The following is a 25,028-nucleotide window of genomic DNA, read 5'->3' as shown; positions in this document are numbered from 1 at the left end:
ATCCCGTACGGCGCCCGCCCGGAACCCGCGCCGGCGCCCCCGGGTGGCGCCGGAGATCCTCCTGCGGATAAAAAACTTCTTCCGGATAAGTGTTATCGGGGTCCCCTTCGACGGTCTCCCAGGTGTCGGACATCATCGACCGCCGGTACGGACAGGGAAGTTCACATGAGTACACAGCACACGGCAGAGCTGGTGGCAGCGGCCCGCGCGGGCGACCCCCGCGCGCAGGACGAGCTGGTCGGTACCCACCTGCCGCTCGTCTACAACATCGTCGGCCGGGCCCTGAACGGCTCCTGCGACGTGGACGACGTGGTGCAGGACACCATGCTGCGGGCGCTCGACGGGCTGGGCGGCCTGCGTGCGGACGAGAGCTTCCGGTCGTGGCTGGTGGCGATCACCATGAACCGGATACGGGCCCACTGGCAGGACCGCAGCGACGTTCCGGGTGCGAGCGGCCTGGAGGCGGCCCAGGACGTGGCCGACCCCGGCGCCGACTTCGCCGACCTGACGGTCGTCCGGCTCCAGCTGTCGGGTCAGCGCCGGGAGACGGCCCGCGCCACGCGCTGGCTGGAGCACGACGACCGGGCGCTGCTGTCCCTGTGGTGGCTGGAGTGCGCCGGCGAGCTGACCCGGGCCGACGTGGCCTCGGCGCTGGAGCTGACCCCGCAGCACACGGCGGTGCGGGTGCAGCGGATGAAGGCGCAGCTGGAGTCGGCGCGGGTGGTGGAGCGCGCCCTGGAGGCGCAGCCGCCGTGCGAGCAGATCCGTTCGATGACGGGCACCTGGGACGGCCGGCCCTCGCCGCTGTGGCGCAAGCGCATAGCCCGGCACGCCCGGGAGTGCCTGCGCTGCTCCGGGCTGTGGAACGGGCTGATGCCGGCGGAGGGGCTGCTGGCCGGGCTGGCGCTGGTCCCCGTCGCGGCGGGGCTGATGGCGGGCGTACGGGCCGCCGTGACGGCGAACGCCGCCCCGGTGGCCTTCGCCGAGGCGGCGACGCAGCTGAGCCCGGTGGTGTCCGACTCCGGCCGGGCGGCCCGCCGCAAGGGCGCTGAGACGGGCCCTGGCGACGCGTCCGGCGGCCGCGGGGCGGAGCGCAAGCGGCGCCAGAACCGACGCCGGGTGATCGGCGGGGCCGTGATCGCCGCCTGCGTGGCCGGCGGCGGCCTGGTCTACCTGACCACGACGCCCGGCCACCAGGGCGCCGAGGCGGGCGGCGCCACCCCCGCCTCCCCGCTGTCCGCGCTGTCCGCACCGGACACGGCCTCGCCGCAGCCCTCCGGCTCTCCCTCGGCCTCGCCCTCCGGTTCGCCCTCTCCCTCGGCCTCCGCCTCGGCCTCGCCGTCGCCGTCCACGAGCAGCTCCAAGGCCGCGGACCCGAAGCCCGAGCCGACCAGGAGCAACCCGCCGAAGCCGGCCCCGCCCGCTCCGGCCCCCGCCCCCGCGGGAGTGGTCGGGCAGGTGGTCGCCCTCGTCAACTCCGAGCGGGCGGCGGCCGGCTGCGGCCCGCTCAAGGAGGACGCGCAGCTGGACCGGGCCGCGCAGGGCCACTCCGACGACATGGCGCGTCGGGACTTCTTCTCGCACACCAACCCCGACGGGGCGGACCCGGGCGCGCGGATAACGGCCGCCGGGTACCGCTGGTCGACGTACGGCGAGAACATCGCCATGGGGCAGCAGACCGCCCAGTCCGTGATGGACTCCTGGATGAAGAGCCCGGGCCACCGGGCGAACATCCTCAACTGCTCCTTCAAGGACATCGGCGTGGGCATGCACCCGGGCGCCGGCGGCCCCTGGTGGACGCAGAACTTCGGCGCCCGCATGTAGCGGGTACCGCCCCGCGTCCTCCTCATTGACTCAGAATCCGGGCAAGATAGGAGCTGGAGTCCAAAGAGCAGACCAGAGCGGGCGGAGTGAGGTGCATGCCGAGGAAGGAGCTGCGGCCCCATCAGCGCGAGGCCGTCGACGCAGTCGTGCGCGCGCTCCAGCTGCCCGCCGACGGCCGGGTGCCGGAGCGGGGGCTGCGGACCCAGGTCATCATGGCCACCGGGTCGGGGAAGTCCCTGGTCGCCGTGCGCTCCTCCGAGGAGCTGCGGGCCGGCCGGGTGCTCGTCCTGGTGCCCTCCCTGGACCTGCTCGTGCAGACCGTGGCCGCCTGGCGGGAGGGCGGCCGCACCGGGCGGGCGCTGGCGGTGTGCTCGCTGCGCGGCGAGGACGTGGGGGTGCCGACCACCACCGATCCGCGGATCCTGGCCCGCTGGGGCGCCCGGCCGGTGGAGCGGGTGACGGTGTTCGCGACATACGCCTCCCTGGGCCTGGGCACCATCGAACAGGCCCATCTGGCGGGGCTTCCGTCCTGGGACCTGGTGGTGGTCGACGAGGCGCACCGCACCTCGGGCCGCATCGGCAAGCCCTGGGCGGTGGTGCACGACAACGCGCGGCTCCCCTCCGTCCGGCGGCTGTACATGACGGCCACGCCCCGGGTGTGGCGCGACGGCGAGGACGTCGAGGAGGAAGAGGAGCGGGCCGGCGGCCGGGAGCCGCGGGGACGGGGCGAGCTGGTCGCGTCGATGGAGGACGCCCCGGACGGGCCGTTCGGCTCGCGCTGCCACACCCTGTCCCTGTCCGAGGCCATCGACCGGGGCATCTGCGCCCCCTACCGGGTGGTGTGCGTGGACGTCAGCGACCCCGGGTTCCAGTCGGCGGTGCTGCTCGGGGCCGACGGGCGCTCGGACCGGGTGCGCGGGATGCGGATCGCGGCGCTCCAGGCGGCGCTGGTGACGGCCGCGGCGGACCAGGGCTTCCGGCGGACGCTGGTGTTCCATCACCTGACCAGGGAGGCCGAGGCGTTCGCCGCCGGACTGCCGGCGGTCGCGGCCCGGCTGCGGACGGCGAGCCGGAGCCCGCAGCCGGCGTACCCGCGCACGGTGTGGGCCGACTGGCTGTGCGGGCAGCACACGGCGTCCCACCGGCGGCGGGTGCTGGACGCGTTCGCCGCGGACCAGGTCGCCGACAAGGCCTTCCTCGGCAGTGTCCGGGTGCTGGGCGAGGGCGTGGACACCAAGGAGTGCGACTCCGTCTTCTGGGCCGACGTCCGCGGTTCCATGCCGGACCTGGTGCAGGCGGTGGGCCGGGCGCTGCGGATCCGGCCGGGCGAGGGGAAGGTGGCCTCGCTGGTGGTGCCCGTGCTGCTGGGTCCCGGCGAGTCGCCGGACTCGATGCTGACCTCGCGGGCGTACGGGGACCTCGCGCGGCTCCTGGAGGCGCTGCGGGCGCACGACGCCCGGTTGGTGGAGGACCTGGCGCAGCCGCAGGCGCCGAGTGCGGCGCCGAAGGCCCGGGCGACGGGCGAGGCGACGGGGCCCGGTGCGGGCGCGCGGGCCCTGCTGAGCTTCTCCACGCCCCGCGACCCGGCGCTGCTGGCGGCCTTCATCCGGTTGCGGGTACTCAACCCGGAGCACACGCGGTGGCGGCGCGGGGCGGAGGCGGCCCGGATCTACGCGGCGAGGGCCGGGGACCTGAAGGTGCCGTTCGCGTACAGGGTGCCGGAGGGGGACGAGGAGTGGCCGACGGCCCTGGCGGGGTTCCCGCTCGGCCAGTGGATCGCGGACGCGCGGCGCACGTACCGGAGGGGCGCGCTGGGCCGGGAGCGGACGCGGGAGCTGGACGAGCTCGGGATGGTGTGGAGCCATTTCGACGTGGCCTTCGAGGAGGGGCTCGCCGCGGCCCGCGCCTGGGCGGCCGAGCACGGGCACCTGCTGCCGCCGGTGGACGCCACCTGGCACGGGTTTCCGGTCGGGGTGTGGATGAAGAACAACCGGGCCGCCGCCCGCCGGGAGGGGCCGGGCGCCCTGCCGGCGGAGCGCCGGGAGGCCCTGGAGCAGATCGACCCGGCCTGGTGCCCGGCCTGGGACATCGGATGGCAGCGGGCCTTCCGGCTGACCCGGGCCCATCTGGACGCGGGCGGCGCGATCCCCCCCGGCCCGGGCCTGGTGGTGGTCCAGGGCGAGGACCTGGGTGTGTGGGTACGGGCCCAGCGGCTGGGCTGGGAGCGGCTCGCCTGGACGCAGCGGTGGCTGCTGGAGCACGCGCTGGGGCTGGCCCCGGCCGGCGAGGGCGAGCGGCCCGCGCCGCGGCGCAGCCATGCCGACGCCTGGGCCGGGCACCTGGAGGCGGCCCGGCGGTTCCACTCCCGCGAGGGGCACCTGCGGGTGCCGCGCACGCATGTGGAGCGGGTCGGGGGGCAGGAGGTGCGGCTCGGTTCGTGGATCGCCAACCAGCGCTCCCGGGCGGCGAAGCTCGCCCCGGAACGGGCGGCCGCGCTGACGGCCCTGGGGATGCGCTGGTCGGCTGCGGGCTGAGGGAGCGGCCGGTCAGTGGTGGAAGCCGGACCGGGGTGCGGTGGCCGGGGCCGGCGGCGGAGCGGCGCGCAGGTGCTCCACGGCCGCGCGCAGGTCGGCGACGAGCAGGGCGATCTGGTCGCGGGTCACGCCGTGCCGGATCAGGACGCGCTGGATGACGGTGTCCTGCTGGTCCGCCGGGAGCGGGTACGTGGGCACCTGCCAGCCGCGCATCCGCAGCCGGTCGGAGATGTCGTAGAGGCTGAACCCGGCTCCCTCCGGGTCGGCGAGGGTGTAGGAGACGGCGGGCAGCGCGCCCTGGCCGTCGTAGAGCAGGGTGAACAGGCCCATGTCGGTGATCTGCCGGGCCAGGTACTGGGCGGTGTCGGCGCAGACCTGCTGGACGCGGCGGTAGCCGGCCCGGCCCAGGCGCAGGAAGAGGTAGTACTGGGCGATGACCTCGCCGCCAGGGCGGGAGAAGTTGAGGGCGAAGGTGGGCATGTCGCCGCCCAGGTAGTCCACGTCGAAGACGAGGTCCGCGGGCAGCAGGTCGGCGGTGCGCCAGACGATCCAGCCGACGCCCAGGGGGGCGAGCCCGTACTTGTGGCCGGAGGTGTTGATCGAGGCGACGCGCGGCAGCCGGAAGTCCCAGACCACGTCCTCGTGGAGGAAGGGCGCGACGAAGCCGCCGCTGGCGGCGTCGACGTGGACGGGGATGTCCCAGCCGTGCTCCTCCTGGATCGCGTCGAGGGCGGCGGCGATCTCGGCGACCGGTTCGTAGTCGCAGGTGTAGGTGACGCCGAGGATGGCGACGACCCCGATGGTGTTCTCGTCCACGTGGTCGGCGAGCTGGTGGGGGCGCAGGCCGGTTGCTCCGGGTTCCAGGGGGACCTGGCGGAGTTCGACGTCGAAGTACCGGGCGAACTTCTCCCAGCAGATCTGGACCGGTCCGCAGACCAGGTTGGGGCGGTCTGCGGGCTTCCCCTCGGCCTCGCGGCGCGCCCGCCAGCGCCATTTGAGCGCGAGTCCGCCGAGCATGGCGGCCTCGCTGGAGCCGGTGGTGGAGCAGCCGGTGCCGGCCGCGCCGGGCGGGGCGTTCCAGAGGTCGGCCAGGATGTTGACGCAGCGGGCCTCGATCTCGGCGGTCTGCGGGTACTCGTCCTTGTCGATCATGTTCTTGTCGAGGCACTCGTTCATCAGCCGGTGCACGCCGTCGTCCGACCAGGTGGTGCAGAAGGTGGCCAGGTTCTGGGCTGCGTTGCCGTCGAGGAGGAGCTCGTTGTGGAGGAGCGAGTAGACCACCTCGGAGGGCGAGTGGTCGTCGGGGATCCGGTTCTTGGGGAGGATCTGGCCGCTCAGGGCGGACGTGAAGACGTCCGTGTCGGCGTCCTCGGCACGCGTGTCCTTCGTCTGATGAAGAGCCATGTTCCGGACTATAAGGGATAGATAGTGCTAAATCGGACTTCAGGGACCCTTGAGGACTGATCGGGAATGGCGGATTCCGGCACCGCTTCCGGCCGACTCCGGAGAGTGACACCGTCCACATGCGTACCATCGGACCGAAAAAATTACTGTCGGGTAGGATGTGTGCCGCAGATCTTCCCGTCCGGGCCACCGGAGCCGGCCCGGACGGGAAGATCATTTAATTAGTTCTCCATAGAACTTATCCGCCGATGTCCTGATTCAGGTCAACTGCTCTCCGGCCACTGATAGTTCTTCGGCCATGAACAAGATCACCCGCCGGCAGGCCCTGGGCACCACCGCCGGCGCACTCACCGTCCTCGGCATCGCAGGCGCCACCGCGCACGCCGCCGCCACCGACTCCCGTGCCGCCGCCACCCCGGCCGGCACCGTCGACGAGGTGTACATGGGCCGCCGCATCCAGATATCCCCCGCCTCCGGCGGCGGGCACCACGGCGGCCACCACGGTGGCGCCGGCACGCCCACCGTCCGGATAGACGGCCGCGAACTGCACGTCATGCAGAACGCCGACGGCACCTGGATCAGCATGGTCAACCACTACGAGACCTTCGCGGACCCGACCTCGCTGGCCCGCGCCGCCGTGCGCGAGCTCCAGGGCTCCCAGCTGGCCCCGATGCAGATGGGCGGCATGTGATGACCATCCGCAAGAACCAGGCCGCGCTGACCGCGGAGGAGAAGCGCGCCTTCACCAACGCGCTGCTCGAACTGAAGCGCACCGGCCGCTACGACCACTTCGTCACGACCCACAACGGGTTCATCATGGGCGACACGGACTCGGGCGACCGCGTCGGCCACCGCTCCCCCTCCTTCCTCCCCTGGCACCGCCGCTTTCTCCTCGACTTCGAGGCGGCTCTTCAGGCGGTGGACAAGAGCGTTTCGATCCCCTACTGGGACTGGACCGCCGACCGCACCGCCCGCTCCTCGCTCTGGGCCGCCGACTTCCTCGGCGGCACCGGCCGAGCGCGCGACGGCCAGGTGATGGACGGACCGTTCGCGTACGCGACGGGCAAGTGGGACATCGCGGTGCGTGTCGACGGCCGCTCCTACCTGCGCCGCGCGCTCGGCGAGGGCGTGGCACAGCTGCCGACGCGCGCCGAGGTGGACGCGGTGCTCACGATGCCGGTGTACGACATGGCGCCGTGGAACAGCTCCTCGAACGGCTTCCGCAACAACCTGGAGGGCTGGCGCGGGGCCAACCTGCACAACCGGGTGCACGTGTGGGTGGGCGGCCAGATGGCCACCGGGGTCTCCCCCAACGACCCCGTGTTCTGGATGCACCACGCCTTCGTGGACAAGCTGTGGGCCGACTGGCAGGCGAAGAACCCGAACTCGCCGTACCTGCCGGCCGCCGGCACCCCGAACGTCGTCGACCTGCGCGACACCATGCGCCCCTGGAACGACGTGACCCCGGCCGACATGCTCGACCACCGGAAGTTCTACACCTTCGACACCGAGCCCGCCTCCGCCGCCAGCCAGCGGTAGTGCAGCTCGGGGCGGCCGACCTGGCCGTACCGGGGGGAGCGGTCCGCGCGGCCGGTGTCCACCAGGTGCTCCAGGTACCGGCGGGCGGTGATCCGCGAGATCCCGGCCGCCCCGGCCGCCCCCGCCGCGGTCAGCCCCTCGGGCGCCGCCCGCAGCAGCGCCGCGACCCGGTCCAGGGTCGGGGCGCTGAGCCCTTTGGGGAGCTGGGCCGAGGCCGGCGCGCGCAGGGCGGCGAGCGCCCGGTCGACGTCGTCCTGGCCGACGGCCTCGCCGGCCGACGCGCGGAACTCGGCGTAGCGCAGCAGCCGGTCGCGCAGGGTGGGGAAGGCGAAGGGCTTCAGTACGTACTGCACGACGCCCAGGGAGACGCTCTCGCGGACCACGGCCAGGTCCCGCGCCGAGGTCACCGCGATCACGTCGGCCGGATGTCCGGCGGCCCGCAGCCCGCGCGCGAAGCGCAGCCCGCTGCCGTCGGGCAGGGTCAGGTCGAGCAACAGCAGGTCGACCCGGGTGCGCTCCAGCACCCGGGTGGCCTCCGCGAGGGTGTGGACGGCCGCCACCGCGGTGAACCCGGGCACCCGGCCGACGTAGAGGGCGTGCGCGTCGGCGGCGACGGGGTCGTCCTCGACGACGAGGACCCGCACGGGGGCGCTCATGCGGCACCGCCCCCGTTGGGCCGGCCGGCGGGGCCGCAGACCGCCGGGGACAGCGGCAGCCGCGCCGTGAACGCCGCGCCGCCCCCGGGGGCGCCGCCTGCCTCCACCGAGCCGCCGTGCCGGTGGGCCGCCTGGCGGACCAGGGCCAGGCCCAGGCCCCGCCCCTCCCCCTTGCCGGACCAGCCCCGCCGGAAGACGTCCACCCCCTCGGGGAGCCCGGGGCCGTTGTCCGCGACCCGCAGCAGCAGCCCGCCGGCGTCCCGGCGGACGGTGACGGCGATCCGCCCGCCCGGTACGCCGGTGAGGGCGTCGAGGGCGTTGTCGACGAGGTTGCCGAGGACGGTGACCAGGTCCCGGGCCGGCGGCAGCCCCGGCCCGGCGTCGATGGCTCCGCTGTCCGGGGTGACGTGCAGCTCGATGCCGCGCTCGTGGGCCTGCGCGGCCTTGCCGAGCAGCAGCGCGACCAGCACGGGCTCGCCCACGGCGGTGACCACCTCGTCGGTCAGGGCCTGGGCCAGCTCCAGTTCGGCGGTCGCGAAGTCCACCGCCTCCTCGCTGCGTCCCAGTTCGATGAGGGAGACCACGGTGTGCAGCCGGTTGGCCGCCTCGTGGGCCTGGGAGCGCAGGGCCTGGGTGAAGCCGCGCTCGTGGTCCAGCTCCCCGGTGAGGACCTGGAGTTCGGTGTGGTCCCGCAGCGTGACCACGGTTCCGCGGCGGCCGCCGCCCGCCACCGGCGCGCTGTTGACCACCAGCACCCGCTCGGCGGTGAGGTGCACCTCGTCGACGCGGGGCCGGTCCGCGAGCAGGGCCCCGGTGAGCGGGGGCGGCAGCCCGAGGGCGTCGACGCCGGTCCCGGTGACCTCCCCGGACAGGCCCAGGAGTTCGCGCCCCGCGTCGTTGATCAGGGTGATCCTGCGGTGGCCGTCGAGCATCAGCAGCCCTTCCCGGACCCCGTGCAGGGCCGCCTGGTGGTAGTCGTACATCCGGCTCAGTCCGGCGGCGTCCATCCCGTGGGTGTGGCGGCGCAGCCGGGCGTTGACCACGTACGTGCCCGCGCCGCCCAGGGCCAGCGCCGCGGCCGCCACCCAGGCCAGGGCGGTCAGCTGCCGGGCGAGCCGGGCGCTGACGGCGCGGACCGTGATCCCCGCGCTGACGAGTCCGGCGACCCGGCCGCCCTCGTCGGTGAGCGGGGTGACCACGCGGATGGAGGGCCCCAGGGTGCCGGTGTAGGTCTCGCTGAAGGTCTCGCCGCGCAGCGCCCGTGCGGTGTTGCCGAGGAAGCGTTCGCCGATGCGGTGCGGGTCGGGGTGGGTCCAGCGCCGCCCGTCGGGGGCCATGATCGTCACGAAGTCCACGTCCGCGTCCGCCCGGACCCGCTCCGCGTACGGCTGGAGCGCGGCCGAGGGGTCCGCCCCGGCGTGCGCGGCCTCCCGTACCGCCTCGCGTACGGACGGTGAGTCCGCGACGGCCCGGGCCACCGCCCCCGCCTGGCGCCGGGCGGCGTCCTCGGCCTGCCCGCGGGCGGTCGCATACGCGAAGACCGCACAGCCGGCGACGACGAGGGCGACCAGCAGCACCTGCATGGCGAAGAGCTGGCCGGCGAGGCTCCGGGGCGGCCGGGGGAAGCGGAACATGGCGCTCAGTGTGCACCGGCCCGTGAACTCAATGAACGCAAGGGTGACCGGGGTCACAGGCTGGGCGATGGTCTCCCGGAAAGCATTCACCACCAGGAGGCGAACGTGGCCGCCAGACGCGACAGAACGCACTACCTCTACATCGCGGTGATCGCCGCGGTGCTGCTCGGCATCGTCGTCGGCTTCGCCGCGCCCGGTACCGCCGTCGGGCTGAAGCCGCTGGGCGCCGGCTTCGTCAACCTGATCAAGATGATGATCTCGCCGGTGATCTTCTGCACGATCGTGCTGGGGATCGGCTCGGTCCGCAAGGCCGCCAAGGTGGGCGCCGTCGGCGGCCTGGCCCTCGGCTACTTCATGGTGATGTCCACAGTCGCCCTGGCCATCGGGCTCGTCGTCGGAAACCTGCTGGAGCCCGGCAGCGGCCTGCACCTGACGGAGGCGGCGCGCCACGCGGGCGAGGCGCAGGCCAAGGCGGGCGGGGCGCAGAGCACCCCGGAGTTCCTGCTGGGGATCATCCCGACCACCCTGGTGTCGGCCTTCACCGGCGGCCAGGTGCTCCAGACGCTGCTGGTGGCGCTGCTGTGCGGGTTCGCGCTCCAGGCGATGGGCCCGGCGGGAGAGCCGGTGCTGCGCGGCATCGGACACGTGCAGAAGCTGGTGTTCCGCGTCCTGGGGATGATCATGTGGGCGGCGCCGGTGGGCGCGTTCGGGGCGATCGCGGCGGTGGTCGGGGCGACCGGGATCGACGCCCTGAAGTCCCTGGCCGTCATCATGGTCGGCTTCTACGTCACCTGCCTGCTCTTCGTCGTCGTGGTGCTGGGCGCCCTGCTGCGGCTGTGCACGGGCGTCAGCATCTTCGCGCTGCTGCGCTACCTGGGACGGGAGTTCCTGCTGATCCTGTCGACCTCCTCCTCGGAGTCGGCGCTGCCGCGGCTGATCGCGAAGATGGAACACCTGGGCGTGTCCCGGCCGGTCACGGGGATCACCGTGCCCACGGGCTACTCCTTCAACCTGGACGGCACGGCCATCTACCTGACGATGTCCTCGCTCTTCGTCGCGGAGGCCATGGGCAAGCCCCTGGCCCTGGGCGAACAGGTCTCCCTGCTGCTCTTCATGATGGTGGCCTCGAAGGGCGCGGCCGGGGTCACCGGCGCCGGTCTGGCCACCCTGGCCGGCGGACTCCAGTCGCACCGGCCCGAACTGGTCGACGGCGTCGGCCTGATCGTCGGCATCGACCGCTTCATGAGCGAGGCGCGGGCGCTGACGAACTTCGCGGGCAACGCGGTCGCGACGGTCCTCATCGGGACGTGGACCAAGGAGTTCGACCGCGAGCGGGCCGCCGAAGTCCTCGCGGGGCGGCTGCCCTTCGACGAGTCCGTGCTCGTGGACGACGGCCACGCCCCGGCCCCGGCCGACCCCCCGGCCTCCCTCCCCGGCCCCTCGGCGGGCCCCAAGGACGGTGTGCCGGTGTAGCCGGCGCACCCCCCGGAAACCGGCCGGGCAGGGCTCTCCCCCACGGTGCCCAGCCCGGCCGGCGTTCCGGCCCGGCGCCGCCCCCTCCTCGCTGCGCCGGGCCGGATCCGGACACCGTACGCGCAACCGCCACAACGGGTACAAGTCCGGCGAAGGGCGTGAAAACGCCCCCACCGGCGACCGACCGTCGGGTTTCGGCCAGCGAGTCTCAAGTCGAGCGCTGCAAAAGGTACTTCCCTCCGGGGCCGCGCGTCTGACATCTTGCGTCCACCACTCGTTACGTACGGCCCGGCAGGTGCCACCAGCACCATCACCGGGTCATCGGAGGACGTTTTGATACCCCACATATCCAGTCGACCTCGACGTGCCCTGGTGGTGGCTGCCGCCCTCGGCGCCGCCCTCACCCTCGGAGCCCCCGCCGCGCTCGCCGGCACCGCTCCCGTCGGCCCCTCGGGCTCCGCCGTCACGGTGGCCCCCAAGGCGTCCAAGGCGTCGGCCCCGGCTTCTTCCCAGAGTGCGACCTGGGTTGCCGGCACCCGTGCCTACCTCGTGATCACCACCCCGGGCGACAGCTCGGCGGTCCGGTCGGCCGTCACCGCCAACGGCGGCACGGTCTTCTCGTACTTCGACCAGATCGGCGTCATCGTCGCCCACTCCTCCTCGGCCTCCTTCGCCGCCACGATGCGCGGCGTCAGCGGGGTCCAGCAGGTCGGCGCGACCCGTACCTCGGACGTCCCCGCCGACGCCTACAACCCGGCGCTGCCCGCCAACCCGGCGCAGGCCAGCACCCCGGCGGGCGAGCCCGCGCGAGCCGACATGACGCAGATCAAGGCCGACCAGGCCTGGGCCGTCAACCCCGGCTCCGCGTCGGTCAAGGTCGGCATCCTGGACACCGGCGTGGACGACCAGCACCAGGACCTGGCGCCGAACTTCAACGCCGCGGACTCCGTCTCCTGCGCCTACGGCAAGCCCGACACCCGCACCGGCGCCTGGCGTGACGTCGACACGCACGGCACCCACGTCGCGGGCACCATCGCCGCCGCCAAGAACGGCAAGGGCGTCGTCGGCGTGGCCCCGGGCGTCAAGATATCCGCCGTCCGCGTCGCCGAGCCGGGCAACTCGTTCTTCTTCGCCGAGAACACCATCTGCGGGTTCGTGTGGGCCGGTGACCACGGCTTCAAGGTCACCAACAACAGCTACTACACCGACCCGTGGCAGTTCAACTGCCCGGACAACATCGACCAGGCCGCCATCATCGAGGGCGTCAAGCGCGCCCAGGAGTACGCCGAGGGCAAGGGCTCGCTCCAGATCGCCGCCGCGGGCAACGAGAACTACGACCTCGCCCACAAGACGACCGACACCGCGAGCCCCAACGACTCGACGCCGGTCACCCGCACCATCACCAACGCCTGCCTGGACATCCCGACCGAGCTGCCGGGCGTGGTCACGGTCGCCGCGAACGGCACCGGCACCACCAAGGCCTCGTTCTCCAACTTCGGCCAGGGCGTCATCGACGTCGCGGCCCCCGGCCAGGACGTCTACTCCACGCTGCCGGGCGGCAAGTACGGCACCAAGAGCGGCACCTCGATGGCCACCCCGCACGTCGTGGGCGTCGCCGCGCTGATCGCGAGCGCCAACCCGGGCATCACCCCGGCGCAGATCCGCGACAGGCTGGCCACCCAGGCCAACGACATCCCCTGCCCGGCCGACGGCCGCTGCACCGGGACCACGGCCAACAACTCCTTCTTCGGCGAAGGCCAGGTCGACGCCCTGAAGGCGGTCGGCGCCACCCCGCCCGCGGGCAAGTACTTCGAGAACACCGCGGACTTCGCGATCGCCGACAACAGCACGGTGGAGAGCCCCATCGCCGTCACCGGCGTGACCGGCAACGCCCCGGCCACCCTCAAGGTCGGCGTGAACATCGTCCACACCTACATCGGTGACCTGAAGGTCGACCTGGTCGCCCCCGACGGCACTGTCTACACGGTCCACAACCGGGCCGGCGGCAGCGCGGACAACATCAACCAGACCTACACCGTCAACGCCTCCTCGGAGGTCGCGAACGGCACCTGGAAGCTGCGCGTGAACGACAACGCGGGCGGCGACACCGGAAAGATCGACTCCTGGAACCTGACCTTCTAGTCGGGACCGGAGGCGGGGGCCGCCGGGGAGACCCTCTCCCCGGCGGCCCCCGTCGCGCTACCGGGTCCGCAGGACGCAGTCCCCGCACAGCCCGCCACCGGGCACCTTGTAGTAGAGGCAGCAGCTGCGCCGGACGAAGGCCACCCCGAGGCCCTCCTCGTGGACGAACTCCCCCGTTCCGGCCAGGGCCCCGCCGTCCGCCAGCAGGCCGGCCGCCAGTTCCACGGCCGTCTCCCCCGGCACCCGGTCGAGCAGCACCCGCAGGCCCCCGACGAGCCCGGCCGCGGCGTTGCCCCGCAGGACCTTCCCCGAGACCCCGTACGCCCGTCCCAGCGCGGCGTCCAGCACGGCCAGGTTCCCCAGCACGGTCTCCCCGAGGGCCCCGGCGGGCAGGACGGCGGCCGGCGCGGGCAGCCACAGTTGCAGCGAGCCGCCGTCGGGCAGCCGCCACCACAGCCGGCCGGGGTCCAGGTCCGGCACCGCCCCGCCCAGGGCGGCGCAGCCGAGACCCAGCGACCACAGCCGCGAGACGATCCCGAACTGCGCGGTCGAGGCCGCCACCCGGCCCGGCCCGGTGCCGATCCGCCGGCCCACCTCGGCGACGTACGGGCCGAGCCCCTCCCCGTAGAGCTCCGTCAGGGGACGGAAGCCCGGTGCGGGCGGCTCCTCGCCGTGCGGAACGGTGAAGAAGGGGCCGACCGCCCCCAGCCTGCCCAGTACGTCGTCCAGGTCCATGCCCGCATGATCGCAGGGCCCGTTGCCGCCCCGGCCCGCCGGGAGGGGGTCAGGAGAGCCCGGGCGTGGCCGCCCCGGCGGCCCGCGCCCGCCCGCCGCCTTCCTCGGCCCCGGCACGGGCCCAGCGGGCCGCCGGGCCCATGGCGAACGAGGCCGCCAGCAACAGGCCGCCGAGCAGCAGCCAGCCGGGGATCCCCCACATCAGCAGCAGCGCCGTCAGCAGCAGCGGGCCCAGGGTGCGGGCCACCGGGACCCCTGTGCCGAAGAAGCCCTGGTACTGCCCGATCCGCTCGGCGGGGGCCAGCGAGAAGCCGATCTGCCAGGACCCGGCCGACTGCCGCATCTCGGCGTCGGCCTGGAGCGCGGCGCCCGCCACGAGCAGCGCGGCCGCCGCCCATGCCGAGGAGGGCAGCGCCGAGACGGCGAACACCGCGCAGGACAGGGCCATGACCAGTCCCGAGACCCGCAGGGCCCGCCCGGCGCTGTCCAGGTCGGTGACGGGCCGGGCCAGGCGCACCTGGAACAGCATCACGGCGAGCGTGTTCAGCACGAACAGCGCCGACACCAGCCAGCCCGGGGCCTGGGTGCGCTCGGCGATCCACAGCGGGATCGCCAGGCTCAGCAGCGGCATCCGCAGCAGCAGGACCGCGTTGAGCAGCGTGACCAGGGCGTACGGCCGGTCGCGCAGCACCGCCAGCCGCGGCTCCCCCGCCGCCCGGCCGGGTGCGGGCGCCACCGCGGGCAGCCCGCGCAGCACGGCGGCGCAGACCAGGAAGCTCACCGCGTCCAGGGCGAACACGACGAGGTAGGCGCGCTCGGTGCCGGCGCCGAGGGCGAGCCCGCCCAGGGCCGCGCCCAGGGCCAGACCGGCGTTGAGCGTGGACTGGAGGTGCGCCAGCACCCCCGTGCGCTCCCCCGGGGCCACCAGGCCCGCCAGCAGGGCCTGGCGGGCGGCCGCGAGCCCGCACTGGGAGACGGCGTAGAGGACCACGGCGCACAGGAACGCCCCGAAGGACCGGATGAACAGGAAGGAGGCCACCGAGGCGGCGGTGGCCAGTGCCAGCAGCACCGAGGTGCCGCGGGGCCCCCGGCGGTCGGCGAGGGCCCCCAGCGGGACGCCGGCGACCGAGCCGACCGCCCAGGCGAGAGTCAGGCCGAGGCCGATCTGGGCGGGCGAGAGGCCCACCACGCGGGTGAAGTAGAGGGCGGAGCACACGTAGTAGGCGCCGTCGCCGACGGAGTTGCTCAACTGGGCGGCGGCCAGGCGGCGGGGCGCTCCGGGCGCGGGCAGGAACCGTATCGTCACCGGCCCATTGGATCACCGCGGCGGCCCACCGGAACGGGCCGATCGGCAGTCTGTCAGGTGGGCCACTTCACCGGCTGGCCACGGGTGCGGGGCCGTGGCCGGGCCGCGCGGCCCGGTCGGCCCGCCGGGCAGGCCCGCACGGCGCGGCGTCCTCGCCCCGGGGGCGGGCGGGCCGTGCCGCGGCGCCGACCCGGGCGGGCGTCTCCGGCTGGCCGGTGTCCGCACGGGGCGCCAGCATCGTGTCAATGAGCCCTTCCACACACGGACCCGCCCCTCCGCGGGAGGCCGCCCGGCGGTCCTCCGCCGCCGCCCCGCGCCGTCCCCGGTCTCCTGGAGCGGGGCGGCGGCGGAGCGGACACGGGACCCGCGCGGGACCCGCGCCGGGACCCGGGTGGCGCAACCCCGGCCCCGGCGCGGCCCGCCCGTCCGCGGGCGCTCCCGCGGCGGCCGCCGGCTCGCCACCCGGGCCGCGGAGGAACCCGGCCGGGCCGCCGACGGGGGCCGCGGCCGGCACCTGCCCCTCCCCCTCCGGATCTTCCCCGCATCCTTGCAGGTCAGAGGCCTTGACACGGGAGCCGGCGACAGTCGGCGCGGCCGTCCGCGGGGCCCCGGCCGACCGCCCGGCCGGGCGTCGGAGAACATGGATCAAGCGCTCCCGGGCCGTCGGACCAAAGTCATCGAAAACACACTTTGCGCCATTGCCAAATAGGGGGTTCATGAGAGGACCCTGAGGGGCTACATTGAGCCACTCGCGTTCACCTGACAGCCCGTTGCCTTTCACCCGCGTTTTGCGCGGGGGGTGACGTCAGGGACGCAGACTGTGCAACCACCCCACCGCCCAGAAGGACCGAAGGCTCCGTGCCCGTACCCGTACTCCTCGCCGGCCGCTCCGTGCGGCTCGAGCCCCTCGCCCCCCACCACACCGAGGCCCTGGCCGAGGCCGGGGCCGAGGATCGTACGACTTACGCCTTCACTCCCGTGCCGCACGGGTTGCAGGCGTCCCACGAGTACATCGACCGCGCCCTTTCCGATCAGGCAGCCGGTCGATCCCTCGCGTTCGCCGTGGTCAGAGCGTCTGACGGGCGGGTCGTCGGTTCGACCCGGTTCCTGGAACTCGACTACTGGCAGGGTCCGCTCGTCTGGCCCGCCGTGCCCGGGGTCCCCTTCGGGGATCCGGCGACGGCGATCCCGGACGCCGCCGAGATCGGGAACACCTGGCTGTCCCCGGCCGCCCAGGGCACCGGGATCAACACCGAGGCCAAGCTGCTCATGCTGCGCCATGCCTTCGAGACCTGGGGCGTGCGCCGCATCTCGCTGCGGGCGGACGCCCGCAACGGGCGCTCGCGGGCCGCGATGGAGCGCCTCGGCTTCACCTGCGAAGGGGTCCGCCGGGCCCACTCGCGGGGGCTGGACGGAGCGGTCCGCAGCACGGCCTTCTACTCGATCCTCGACGAGGAGTGGCCCACGGTGCGCTCGATCATCGAGCTCCGGCTGTCGGCGGCGGCCCCCCGCAGGCGCCGGCGCCGGACGCTGATCCCGGCGTAACACTCCTGCGGGCATGCGGGCACCCGCCCGCCCGGATCCCCGGTCCTGCGGCGCCCGGCGCCGCAGGACCCCCCTCGGCCCTCGTGCCGGCCACTCCCCGGCTCCTCAGCCGAGGAAGGCCGGGGCAAGGGCCGAGGCCGTCACACGGGCCGGGGCGCCGCTCCCGTCGGCCGGCACGGAGAAGAGGTCCGCGCCGAAGTCCCCGGGCAGGGAGTACACGACGGTGCGGTCGTCGTTCCACACCACCTGGTCGTCCACGCTGCGCTGCTCGGCGAGCGGGGTCTCCTTCATGGAGGCGAGGTCGAGGGCGTAGAGCCGCCAGGGGGCCTCCTCGGGCAGGCCCTCCACCCGCTTCTTGAACACCAGCCGGGTCCCGTCCGGGGAGAGCGAGGGACACTCGAGGTTCTCGCGCAGGACGGTCACCGTGCGCTCGGCGAGGTCGCCGCGGACCAGGTGGGTGCGGCCGCCGGTGGCGAGGGTCGCGTAGAAGGTCCTCTCGTCGGCGGCGAAGGTGACCCCCCAGAAGTTGACGTCGGCGTTCCGGTAGGTCTTGCCGTCCATGAGGATCGTGAAGTCCTCCAGGGAGGCGTCGTACCTCCCCGTGCGCAGGTCGAGCAGGGAGGTGCGGGTGGAGAAGTTCGTGCCCGCGTACGAGTCGCCGCCCACGAAGACCGTCCAGGCCGCCAGGTGGCCGCCCGGCGAGACCCGGGCCCGGGTGGGGATGCCGGCGAGGGGGCGGGAGGCGACCTCCTTGAGGCCTGCGTCGAGGACGACCGCCCGGTAGCTCTCCTGGACCCCGCCCTTGTCGGACCGGAGGCAGATCCCGGTGCCGGCGGCCGCGAAGAAGCGCAGGCACTTCACCCCGGAGGAGGTGCGGGGGCCGTCGGGGGCCGCGGCCGGGACGGAGGCGAGCTCGTCGCGGTGCGGGCCCCAGGCCATGTTCCGGAAGACCATCCGCCGGCCCCCGTCGCCCGGGGCGAGGGAGACCGCGCCGGGGGTGATCTGCGGGCCGCCGGGCCGGGCCTGGTCCTTCTCGTCGGCCCGCGACCCGGCGCGGACCACGGCGATCACGCCGACGGCGGCGAGCAGGACGACGGCGCAGGCCAGGATCAGGATCCGGCGCTGGAGGGTCATGTGGGGGCCTTCGGTCTCTCTCGTGTGGGGATGCGGTGGTGCGGACGACGGCCGGGGGTCAGGTCCCGTCGGGCTTCAGCCGGGCGCAGCCGGCGACGGCGACGGCGAGCAGGACGGCGGCCACCGCGAGCGCGGGACGGGCGCCCCAGACGGTCCAGGCGGCGCCGAAGCCCAGGGAGGCGGCGAACCGGGCGAGAGCCTGGCCGGTCTGGACGAGGGCGAGCCCGCCGCCCCGGTGCTCCTCGGGCACGGCTCCGGCGGCCTCGGCCATGAGCACGCCGTCGGTGGCGGCGTAGAAGGCGCCGTGCAGCAGGAGGACCGCGTAGGGCAGGGCCGGGTGCTGGGCTCCGGTGAGGAGGAGTCCGTACGCGAGCAGCAGCGCGAGGTGCCCGCCGAGGAAGACCCGGCGGCGGCCGACGCGGTCGGCGAGGCGGCCCAGCGGCATCGCGAGCAGGAGGAAGGCCGCGGCGGTGCCGAGCGGCAGCAGCGCGAACCAGCGGTCGGCGATCCCGGTGGCCTTCTGCAGCAGCAGGAAGACGAAGGCGTCGCTGACGGTGCACAGCCCCAGGAGCAGCGCGCACAGGGCGGTGCGGCGCAGGTCCCGGCGGCGCAGCAGGCCGAGGGAGGCCCGCAGGGAGACCGGGGCGGCGTCGGGGGCGGGCTCCGTGCGGCGGCCGGGTACGAAGAGGACCAGCACCAGGACGCCGAGGGCGGCCACGCAGGCGCTGACGGTGAAGACGGCGTCGTAGCCGTCGGCGGCGCCGCGCAGGATCAGGAAGGCGAGGAGCGGCCCGATGAGCGCGCCGGCGGTGTCCATCGCCCGGTGCACGCCGAAGGCGCGGCCGCGGTCCTCGGGGGCGGCGGCGAGGGAGATCAGCGCGTCGCGCGGGGCGGTGCGCAGCCCCTTGCCGGTGCGGTCGAGGGCGAGGACGGCGCCGATGGCGGGAAGGGTGTGGGCGAGCAGCAGCAGCGGCTTGCACAGGGCGGAGAGGCCGTAGCCGATGCCGGCGAGCGCCTTGTGCAAGCCGAGCCGGTCGCCGAGGTGGCCGCCGGTGAGGCGGACCAGGGCGCTGACGCCGTTGTAGACCCCGTCGAGGAGGCCGAAGCCGAGCGGGGTGAGCCCGAGTCCGGCGACGAGGTAGAGCGGGAGCACGGCCGTGACCATCTCCGAGGAGACGTCGGTGATCAGGCTGACCGTGCCCAGGGCGAGCACCGTGGGGGCAAGGGCGGCGCGCCGCCCCGGGCTGGTGCCCGGGGCGACGGCCGGTGTCCCGTGGGCCACGGCGGGCGCGGGGGTACCGCGACTGTCCGCGACGTACATGGTCAGGAAGCCCAGATCCCCGTGATGTCCTTGGCGGTGGCGGCGTTCCCGGCGTGGGTGGTCAGCCCGGCCAGGCCCTCCAGGGTCCGCAGCATGTCGTAGTGGTTGTAGGTGGTGGACGAGGTGGAGCCCGGGGTCACGGGCTGGCCGTAGAGCACGGTCGGGATCTGGTTGCCGGCGAGGCGGTTGTCCTCGTCGAAGGTGACGACGAGCAGGCTGTTGTGGGTCTTGGCCCAGTCCGCGTAGGCCTTGAGGTTGTTCTTGAGCCAGGTGTCGCCGGTGCCGACGGAGCAGTCGTGCATGTCGCTGCAGAGGTTCGGGACGATGAAGGACACCTTGGGCAGGGTGGTGAAGTCCGTCGGGAACTGGGTCATCGTCTTCGCGGTGCCGGTGGGCACGTTGGAGAAGGCGAACCAGGGGTTGTGCTTGCGGGCGTACTTGCCGCTGGAGCAGGTGGTGGAGCCCTGGCTGGGGAGGGTCTCGTTGTAGCTGCCCCAGCTCTTGCCGGCGGCTATCAGCTCGGAGGCCAGGTTGGGCGCGGAGCTGAAGCCGGGGGTGTAACAGCTGTCGTCGGTGACGCCCTGGTTGGAGCCCGAGAAGAGCTGCATGTAGTTGGGCTGGCTGGGGTGGGTGATGCCGTAGGACTGGGTGAGGTTGGCACCCCCGGCCTTCAGGGAGTTGATGTACGGGGCGCTGGAGCTGCCGATGACCTGGTTGTAGGCGTGGTTCTCGAACACCACGACGACGGTGTGGTCGGGGGCGGGCAGGCCCGCGGCGTGCGCGGGCTGCGCGCTGCCGAGGCCGGCCCAGAGGGCGGCGCCGGCGGCGGTGACGCCGAAGGCGGTGGCGAGGGCGGTCCTGCGGCGAGGCCGTGAAATGGTCATGCCAAACACGGGATGTACCTCCGGGCACATGGGGGAAGTCGGGGGCGGCGGCGCGGACGCACCATACCCAGGGGCATGTGCATGGGCCAGGGACGCGCGGGTAACAGCAGGGGAACTCCGTGCGCCCTACAGGGGATGGGCAATGCCCTACCCCCGGGACCGTCAAGAAAAAGAAAAATAGGGAACCCCGGGGCACTATCGTTCATCATTCGAACGGAAGCAGTCATCACCCCCGACGGGGCCAGCAACAGCCGGAGAGCCACCGCACATGTCGTACTCACCCGACGGCCAGTACCAGCCGCCGTACAGGCCGGAAGGTCAGAACCCGCCGCCGCGCCCGCCGTACGGCCAGCAGCAGGGCCGGCCGCAGTACGCCCCCCAGGGCGGCCGGCCGCAGTCCCCGTACGGGCAGCAGCCCCCGCAGGGCGGACAGCCCTACGGCCGCCCTCCGTACGGCCAGGACCAGTACGGGTACGAGGCGCCCACGCAGCAGCAGCCCCGTTTCGAGCAGCAGCAGTACGAGCAGCAGTACGACCGTTACGAGCCTCCCTACGAGGAGGAGCCGCCGCGCCGCAAGTCCAAGGCGAAGAAGTGGATCATCGCGGGCGTCACCGTGCTGGCCCTCGCCGGCATCGGCGCGGGCGTGATGGCGTACTTCGAGATACCGCCGTTCACCGACAAGGGCGAATCCGTCTCCTTCGGGAAGCCCGCGGGCGGCGAGGGCGGCGCGGCCAAGCAGGCGCCGAACTCGAAGATGTCGATGCCCACGAACCCGACGGCCCAGTTCAAGAACGCCTCGACCCTGCCGGACGGCACCCACGTGGCGGTCACCGAGCTGGACGGCAAGAAGTCGGGCTTCAAGGGCAAGGTCTGGGTCTGGGCTCCGAAGGAGTACAACGACCCCAAGTTCGCCAAGAGCGGCTTCCCGGTCATGATCGCCCTGCCCGGCGGCGCCGGCTACCCGATCAACTACTGGATGGGCACCGACCTCAAGCTCCAGGCCAGCATCAGCAAGTGGTACTCGGAGGGCAAGAGCAAGCCCTTCATCCTGGCGATGCCGGTGCTCAACCCCCAGCCGGACGAGCCCAAGGCCATCTACTGGGACGGCTCCGACATCCCGGGCCAGCCCAAGATGGGCACCTGGCTGACCGACGACGTCCCGGACCTGATGCGGGAGAACTTCCGCACCATCAAGTCGCGTGACGGCTGGGCCTTCATGGGCTCCTCCACGGGCGGCTTCTCCAGCCTCAAGGCCGTGCTCAAGTATCCGGAGAAGTTCAAGGCCGCGATCTGCTCCGGACCCGACATCGTCCCGGACTCCCCCCTGTGGGTGGGCCACGAGAAGGAGAAGGCCGAGAACAACCCCGAGCTGCTCGCCAAGCAGCTCATCGACAAGAAGGGTGCTCCGGACGTCTACCTGGCCTTCCAGGTCGGCGACAACGAGAGCAACAAGAAGACGCTCCCGGACGTCCAGAAGTTCGTCTCCACCTATACCAAGGGTCCCATCCACACCAGCCTGAGAGTGATCCCGGGCGGTCAGCACAATGCCAAGACCTACGTGCCGAACATGGGCGAAGGCCCGATCGAGTTCATCAGCAAGGTCATGGAAGGACCAGTGGAGTAACAGCCTCCGCATGCACTGCCTCCGGCTCCGGCCCGCCGAACACCTTCGGCGGGCCGTCGCCGTTCCAGGGCGCCCACCCGGGATCCCCGGTGGTGGCGTAGCGGACCCAGGCCCCGTGCATCTCGTCGGCCAGGGCCTGCGGCGCGTCCGGCCCGGCCAGCCAGGAGGACTCGGGCAGGCCGAGGGTGTCGAAGACGAAGCCCAGCTCCAGCGCGTGGCAGGCGCCGAGGCCGGGCAGGCCGCTGGCCCAGCGGAACTCGTAGAGGTGGCTCGGGGCCGCCCGCCGGGCCCCGGCGATCCGGCGCAGGGGGTCGCGCAGCAGCCGGTCGGTGACCAGGTGCCCGGCGAGGTCGGCCGGGGAGGCCTCCGGCAGCGCGGTGCGCAGCGCCCGTACGGCGGCCCCGTCCTTGCCGCCGCGCATCCGGCCGTAGACCACGGCCAGCGGGCCGAGCCGGTCCAGCAGCCGCATCCCGCCGGTCGGCGCGAGCCACAGCCGGTGCTCCTGCGCGGTCCAGCCCATCAGCAGCGGCACGTCCGAGGCCGCTGCGGCCTCCAGCGGGTCGACCGGGAGCGTGTCCGGGTCGATGACCAGCCCGAAGGCGGGGCCGCCGAGCACCGGGGAGGAGCGGCGCATCGCCGCCGCCTGGGCGGAGAGCAGCGCGGGCAGGCCCACCGCCTCGAAGGCTCGGGCGGTGGCGGGCACCCGCAGCCGGGCGGCCATCCGGCGGACCATGGTGCGGACCTGGTCGCGCGGGAGCGCCTCGGGGGCCCCGCTCTGCAGGACGGCCCGGGCGAACAGGCCCGCCGCGCGGGGGGCGGCGAGCAGGGCGCCGGTGCTGATGGCGCCGGCGGACTCGCCGAAGACCGTGACCCGGCCGGGGTCACCGCCGAAGGCCGCGATGTTGTCCCGGACCCATTCCAGGGCCGCGATCTGGTCGAGGAGGCCGCGGTTGGCCGGTGCGTCGGGGAAGAGCCCGTAGCCGAGGACCCCGAGGCGGAAGTTGACCGAGACCAGCACGACCCCGTCGCGGGCGAAGGCCGAGCCGTCGTAGACGGGGACCGCGGAGGAGCCCCGGGTGTGGGCGCCGCCGTGGATCCAGACCATCACCGGCAGCCGGGCCCCGGGGGCCGGGTCCGGGGTCCAGACGTTGAGGGTGAGGCAGTCCTCGCCGGGGATCTCCGGGTCGGACAGCAGGGCGGCGAAGGCCGGCGGGTAGGGCACCTTGGGCGCGGTCGGCCCGAAGGCCCCGGCGTCGCGTACGCCGTCCCAGGCGTCCGGGGGCCGCGGGGCCGCGAAGCGGCGGGGGCCTGTGGGCGGGGCGGCGTAGGGGAGGCCCCGGAACACGGCGGTGCCGTCGGCCTGCCGGCGGCCCTCCACGACCCCGTACCCGGTGCCGGCCCGGGGCCGGTCGAAGCCGCCCGCTGTGCCCATCCGCGCTCTCCTCGGTCGTCCCCGGTCCGCGCCGGGCCTCGGTCCGGCCCGGTCCGCTTCCGCGTCCGGGCACTTCCAGCACGGTCGCACACCCGCCCGAGGGGTGACAAGGCGTGACCGGGTCCCGGGAGGGCCGGGTTGGACCGGCATGCGAGCGAACCTCATCCCCCCTGCCGCGACGGCCCTGGCGCTCGGCGCCCTGCTCTCGGCGGCGGCCGGCGCGGCGCAGGCCGCCGGGCCCGGATTCCAGTACGTCGGCCAGGACGACCGGGTCCACGGAGTGACCTCCCCGAAGGGCTGCGTCGCGGCGGAGGGCGGCGGTGGCCGCGCGGTCACGAACCACACCGGGCTCACCGTCTCCCTGTACCGCGAACCACACTGCAAGGGCCCCGTCGTGGCCGTTCTGCGGCCGGATGCGGTCACTCCGGTACGGCCCTACTTCGCCTCTGTCCGTTTTTCCGTCCCCGGGTAGCCGAAGGGGCCGTGACCACTCGGCGCCCGCCGCGTTGTATGCCATGTCAAATGCCGCAGAGGATGCGGCGCCCACATCTCACGAGGAGATCTTGATGTCGCGTATCGCGAAGGCATTCGCCATCACCGCTGTCGCCGGTAGCACCGTGGCTGCCGGCGCCGGTCTGGCCGTCGCCGATGCCGGAGCGCACGGTGCGGCGGTCGGTTCCCCCGGTGTCCTGTCGGGCAACGTCGTCCAGGTTCCGGTTCACGTCCCGGTCAACGTGTGCGGCAACACCGTCAACGTGATCGCCCTGCTGAACCCGGCCTTCGGCAACACCTGCGTCAACGCCTCGGGCGGCGGCCACCACCACACCGAGGGCGGCAGCTACGGCGAGTGATCGCCTCCCGCGCCTGACCGGCTGAGGGCCCCCGCCATGCGGCGGGGGCCCTTCACGTGCGGCGCGCCCCGCACCCGAGCGGGCCGGTCGCCGCGGGCCGCCTCACTCGTAGCGGTAGATGCCCCCGTGGCCGAGCATCTCGCGCGGGGTGACGTCCCACGGCGGCATCGGCTCGTCGAGGGCGATCACCCGGCCGCGCTGGAGGTCGCCGAGCTCCAGCGGCGCGGCCGGCAGGTAGCCCGAGCCGGGGTGGCGCCGCTGCCAGCGGTCCCAGACGAGGTCCACGAAGGCGTGGTGCAGCCAGAACGCGGGGTCGTTGGGGGAGGTGCCGCCCGTCATGTGCCCGCCGATCCACTGGTGGACCTTGTTGTGGTTGCGCCAGCGCTCGCTCTTCGGCGCGGCCCAGCCCTCCAGCTTGTTGCGGAAACTGCCGCCTTCCGTGGTGGAGTTCCAGGGCGACGAGTCGTAGACGGGATCGTCGATCGCCCACTGGAGTTCGGCGGCGGTCGGCAGGGAGATCGGGTTGTCCGGCCGCCCGAGGTTGCGGGTGAGGAACGGGGCCTCGCTGACCCCGACGGTGATGGTCCAGTTCCCCCGCTCGTGGGCGAAGGGACCGGTGGTCACCTGGCGGTCGCCCTTCCGGCCGGTGCCGCCGAGGAAGTCCTCGGCCCACAGGGAGGAGGCGGGGCTGGAGTCGGCGGTCCAGTCCCAGTACGGGATGGAGACCTGGGGGTCGAGCTCCCTCAGCCTCTTCTCGAACTCCAGCAGGTAGCTGCGGTGCCAGGGGAAGAACGACGGGGACATGTGCCCCACCCGCAGCTTCCGGTCCCGGTCGGGCACGAAGTAGGTGCCGTGGGTGCGCACGAACTCGTCGTAGGTGCCGTTGCGCTTGAGTTCCAGCAGCGCGGCCGTGAACCGCTTCTTCTGCGCGCTGGTGAGGTTCTTCTGGTTCTGCCGGGTGTACACCGCGGGGGTCCTTCCTGGTTCCTG

At 73.6% G+C, this 25,028-nt stretch carries 20 protein-coding genes; 10 read left to right on the top strand and 10 right to left on the bottom strand.

The window, feature by feature from the left end:
* Positions 1 to 165 precede the first annotated feature (165 nt).
* Positions 166 to 1,824, top strand: a complete 1,659-nt coding sequence (locus tag ACFY15_RS09490) for a sigma-70 family RNA polymerase sigma factor (protein WP_390825283.1) — start codon at positions 166 to 168, stop codon at positions 1,822 to 1,824.
* Positions 1,825 to 1,919: 95 nt separating this feature from the next.
* Entirely contained in the window at positions 1,920 to 4,358 is a 2,439-nt protein-coding gene (locus ACFY15_RS09485) for a Helicase associated domain protein (RefSeq protein WP_390687196.1), read from the top strand.
* A gap of 12 nt (positions 4,359 to 4,370) precedes the next feature.
* On the opposite strand, the gene ACFY15_RS09480 is transcribed toward ACFY15_RS09485, so the two are convergent.
* Positions 4,371 to 5,762 carry a glutamate decarboxylase gene (locus tag ACFY15_RS09480; protein WP_390687195.1) on the bottom strand — a complete coding sequence of 464 codons (1,392 nt, stop codon included), beginning with the start codon at positions 5,760 to 5,762 and terminating at the stop codon, positions 4,371 to 4,373.
* A gap of 298 nt (positions 5,763 to 6,060) precedes the next feature.
* On the opposite strand from ACFY15_RS09480, the gene ACFY15_RS09475 reads away from it, so the two are divergent.
* Both ACFY15_RS09475 and ACFY15_RS09470 read left to right on the top strand, forming a co-directional pair.
* On the top strand, positions 6,061 to 6,453 hold the full coding sequence (locus ACFY15_RS09475) for a tyrosinase family oxidase copper chaperone (RefSeq protein WP_390825282.1): 393 nt from the start codon (positions 6,061 to 6,063) through the stop codon (positions 6,451 to 6,453).
* Positions 6,453 to 7,301, top strand: a complete 849-nt coding sequence (locus ACFY15_RS09470) for a tyrosinase family protein (RefSeq protein WP_390687194.1) — start codon at positions 6,453 to 6,455, stop codon at positions 7,299 to 7,301. The genes ACFY15_RS09475 and ACFY15_RS09470 overlap by 1 nt, the downstream gene beginning before the upstream one ends.
* On the opposite strand, the gene ACFY15_RS09465 is transcribed toward ACFY15_RS09470, so the two are convergent.
* Both ACFY15_RS09465 and ACFY15_RS09460 read right to left on the bottom strand, forming a co-directional pair.
* The gene (locus ACFY15_RS09465; protein ID WP_390825281.1) at positions 7,256 to 7,957 is read right to left on the bottom strand and encodes a response regulator; all 702 of its coding nucleotides are present in this window, start codon (positions 7,955 to 7,957) and stop codon (positions 7,256 to 7,258) included. The genes ACFY15_RS09470 and ACFY15_RS09465 overlap by 46 nt on opposite strands.
* The gene (locus ACFY15_RS09460) at positions 7,954 to 9,540 is read right to left on the bottom strand and encodes an ATP-binding protein (protein ID WP_390687321.1); all 1,587 of its coding nucleotides are present in this window, start codon (positions 9,538 to 9,540) and stop codon (positions 7,954 to 7,956) included. The genes ACFY15_RS09465 and ACFY15_RS09460 overlap by 4 nt, the downstream gene beginning before the upstream one ends.
* A 156-nt stretch (positions 9,541 to 9,696) precedes the next feature.
* Between ACFY15_RS09460 and ACFY15_RS09455 the strand changes: the two genes are divergently transcribed.
* On the top strand, positions 9,697 to 11,064 hold the full coding sequence (locus ACFY15_RS09455) for a cation:dicarboxylate symporter family transporter (protein ID WP_390687192.1): 1,368 nt from the start codon (positions 9,697 to 9,699) through the stop codon (positions 11,062 to 11,064).
* A gap of 372 nt (positions 11,065 to 11,436) precedes the next feature.
* Positions 11,437 to 13,206 carry a S8 family serine peptidase gene (locus ACFY15_RS09450; RefSeq protein ID WP_390687191.1) on the top strand — a complete coding sequence of 590 codons (1,770 nt, stop codon included), beginning with the start codon at positions 11,437 to 11,439 and terminating at the stop codon, positions 13,204 to 13,206.
* 57 nt (positions 13,207 to 13,263) lie between these two features.
* On the opposite strand, the gene ACFY15_RS09445 is transcribed toward ACFY15_RS09450, so the two are convergent.
* Positions 13,264 to 13,941 carry a (2Fe-2S)-binding protein gene (locus ACFY15_RS09445; RefSeq protein ID WP_390687190.1) on the bottom strand — a complete coding sequence of 226 codons (678 nt, stop codon included), beginning with the start codon at positions 13,939 to 13,941 and terminating at the stop codon, positions 13,264 to 13,266.
* Between the two features lie 49 nt (positions 13,942 to 13,990).
* Positions 13,991 to 15,247 carry an MFS transporter gene (locus ACFY15_RS09440; RefSeq protein WP_390687189.1) on the bottom strand — a complete coding sequence of 419 codons (1,257 nt, stop codon included), beginning with the start codon at positions 15,245 to 15,247 and terminating at the stop codon, positions 13,991 to 13,993.
* Positions 15,248 to 16,105: 858 nt separating this feature from the next.
* Here ACFY15_RS09440 and ACFY15_RS09435 point away from each other — a divergent pair.
* A complete protein-coding gene (locus ACFY15_RS09435; RefSeq protein WP_042814368.1) occupies positions 16,106 to 16,792 on the top strand; it encodes a GNAT family N-acetyltransferase in 687 nt (228 codons plus the stop codon).
* A 105-nt stretch (positions 16,793 to 16,897) separates the two neighbouring features.
* On the opposite strand, the gene ACFY15_RS09430 is transcribed toward ACFY15_RS09435, so the two are convergent.
* The 3 genes from ACFY15_RS09430 to ACFY15_RS09420 are packed head-to-tail and all read right to left on the bottom strand — an operon-like array spanning position 16,898 to position 20,131.
* The gene (locus tag ACFY15_RS09430; RefSeq protein WP_390825280.1) at positions 16,898 to 17,926 is read right to left on the bottom strand and encodes a TolB family protein; all 1,029 of its coding nucleotides are present in this window, start codon (positions 17,924 to 17,926) and stop codon (positions 16,898 to 16,900) included.
* Positions 17,927 to 17,984: 58 nt separating this feature from the next.
* The gene (locus ACFY15_RS09425) at positions 17,985 to 19,247 is read right to left on the bottom strand and encodes an MFS transporter (RefSeq protein WP_390687187.1); all 1,263 of its coding nucleotides are present in this window, start codon (positions 19,245 to 19,247) and stop codon (positions 17,985 to 17,987) included.
* 2 nt (positions 19,248 to 19,249) lie between these two features.
* A complete protein-coding gene (locus ACFY15_RS09420) occupies positions 19,250 to 20,131 on the bottom strand; it encodes an alkaline phosphatase family protein (protein ID WP_390825279.1) in 882 nt (293 codons plus the stop codon).
* Between the two features lie 268 nt (positions 20,132 to 20,399).
* On the opposite strand from ACFY15_RS09420, the gene ACFY15_RS09415 reads away from it, so the two are divergent.
* Positions 20,400 to 21,755 carry an alpha/beta hydrolase gene (locus ACFY15_RS09415; RefSeq protein WP_390825278.1) on the top strand — a complete coding sequence of 452 codons (1,356 nt, stop codon included), beginning with the start codon at positions 20,400 to 20,402 and terminating at the stop codon, positions 21,753 to 21,755.
* Here the strand turns inward: ACFY15_RS09415 and ACFY15_RS09410 are convergent.
* On the bottom strand, positions 21,733 to 23,187 hold the full coding sequence (locus ACFY15_RS09410) for a carboxylesterase/lipase family protein (RefSeq protein WP_390687184.1): 1,455 nt from the start codon (positions 23,185 to 23,187) through the stop codon (positions 21,733 to 21,735). The two genes, ACFY15_RS09415 and ACFY15_RS09410, sit on opposite strands and share 23 nt — an antisense overlap.
* A 148-nt stretch (positions 23,188 to 23,335) precedes the next feature.
* Here ACFY15_RS09410 and ACFY15_RS09405 point away from each other — a divergent pair, with 148 nt between their 5' ends.
* Both ACFY15_RS09405 and ACFY15_RS09400 read left to right on the top strand, forming a co-directional pair.
* Complete coding sequence (locus ACFY15_RS09405) at positions 23,336 to 23,659, top strand: hypothetical protein (RefSeq protein WP_390687183.1); 324 nt, start codon at positions 23,336 to 23,338, stop codon at positions 23,657 to 23,659.
* Positions 23,660 to 23,753: 94 nt separating this feature from the next.
* Positions 23,754 to 24,038 (top strand): chaplin, encoded by a 285-nt coding sequence (locus ACFY15_RS09400; RefSeq protein WP_042809228.1) that lies wholly within the window; start codon positions 23,754 to 23,756, stop codon positions 24,036 to 24,038.
* 102 nt (positions 24,039 to 24,140) lie between these two features.
* Here the strand turns inward: ACFY15_RS09400 and ACFY15_RS09395 are convergent, their stop codons facing one another.
* Positions 24,141 to 25,004 (bottom strand): tyrosinase family protein, encoded by an 864-nt coding sequence (locus tag ACFY15_RS09395; protein WP_390687182.1) that lies wholly within the window; start codon positions 25,002 to 25,004, stop codon positions 24,141 to 24,143.
* Between the last annotated feature and the right edge of the window lie 24 nt (positions 25,005 to 25,028).

The sequence above is a fragment of the Streptomyces sp. NPDC001373 genome (genome assembly GCF_042895815.1).
In the GTDB taxonomy this organism is placed as follows: domain Bacteria; phylum Actinomycetota; class Actinomycetes; order Streptomycetales; family Streptomycetaceae; genus Streptomyces.
The sequence above is the reverse complement of the archived record's forward strand: the minus strand, read 5'-3'. Positions and strand labels throughout refer to the sequence as shown.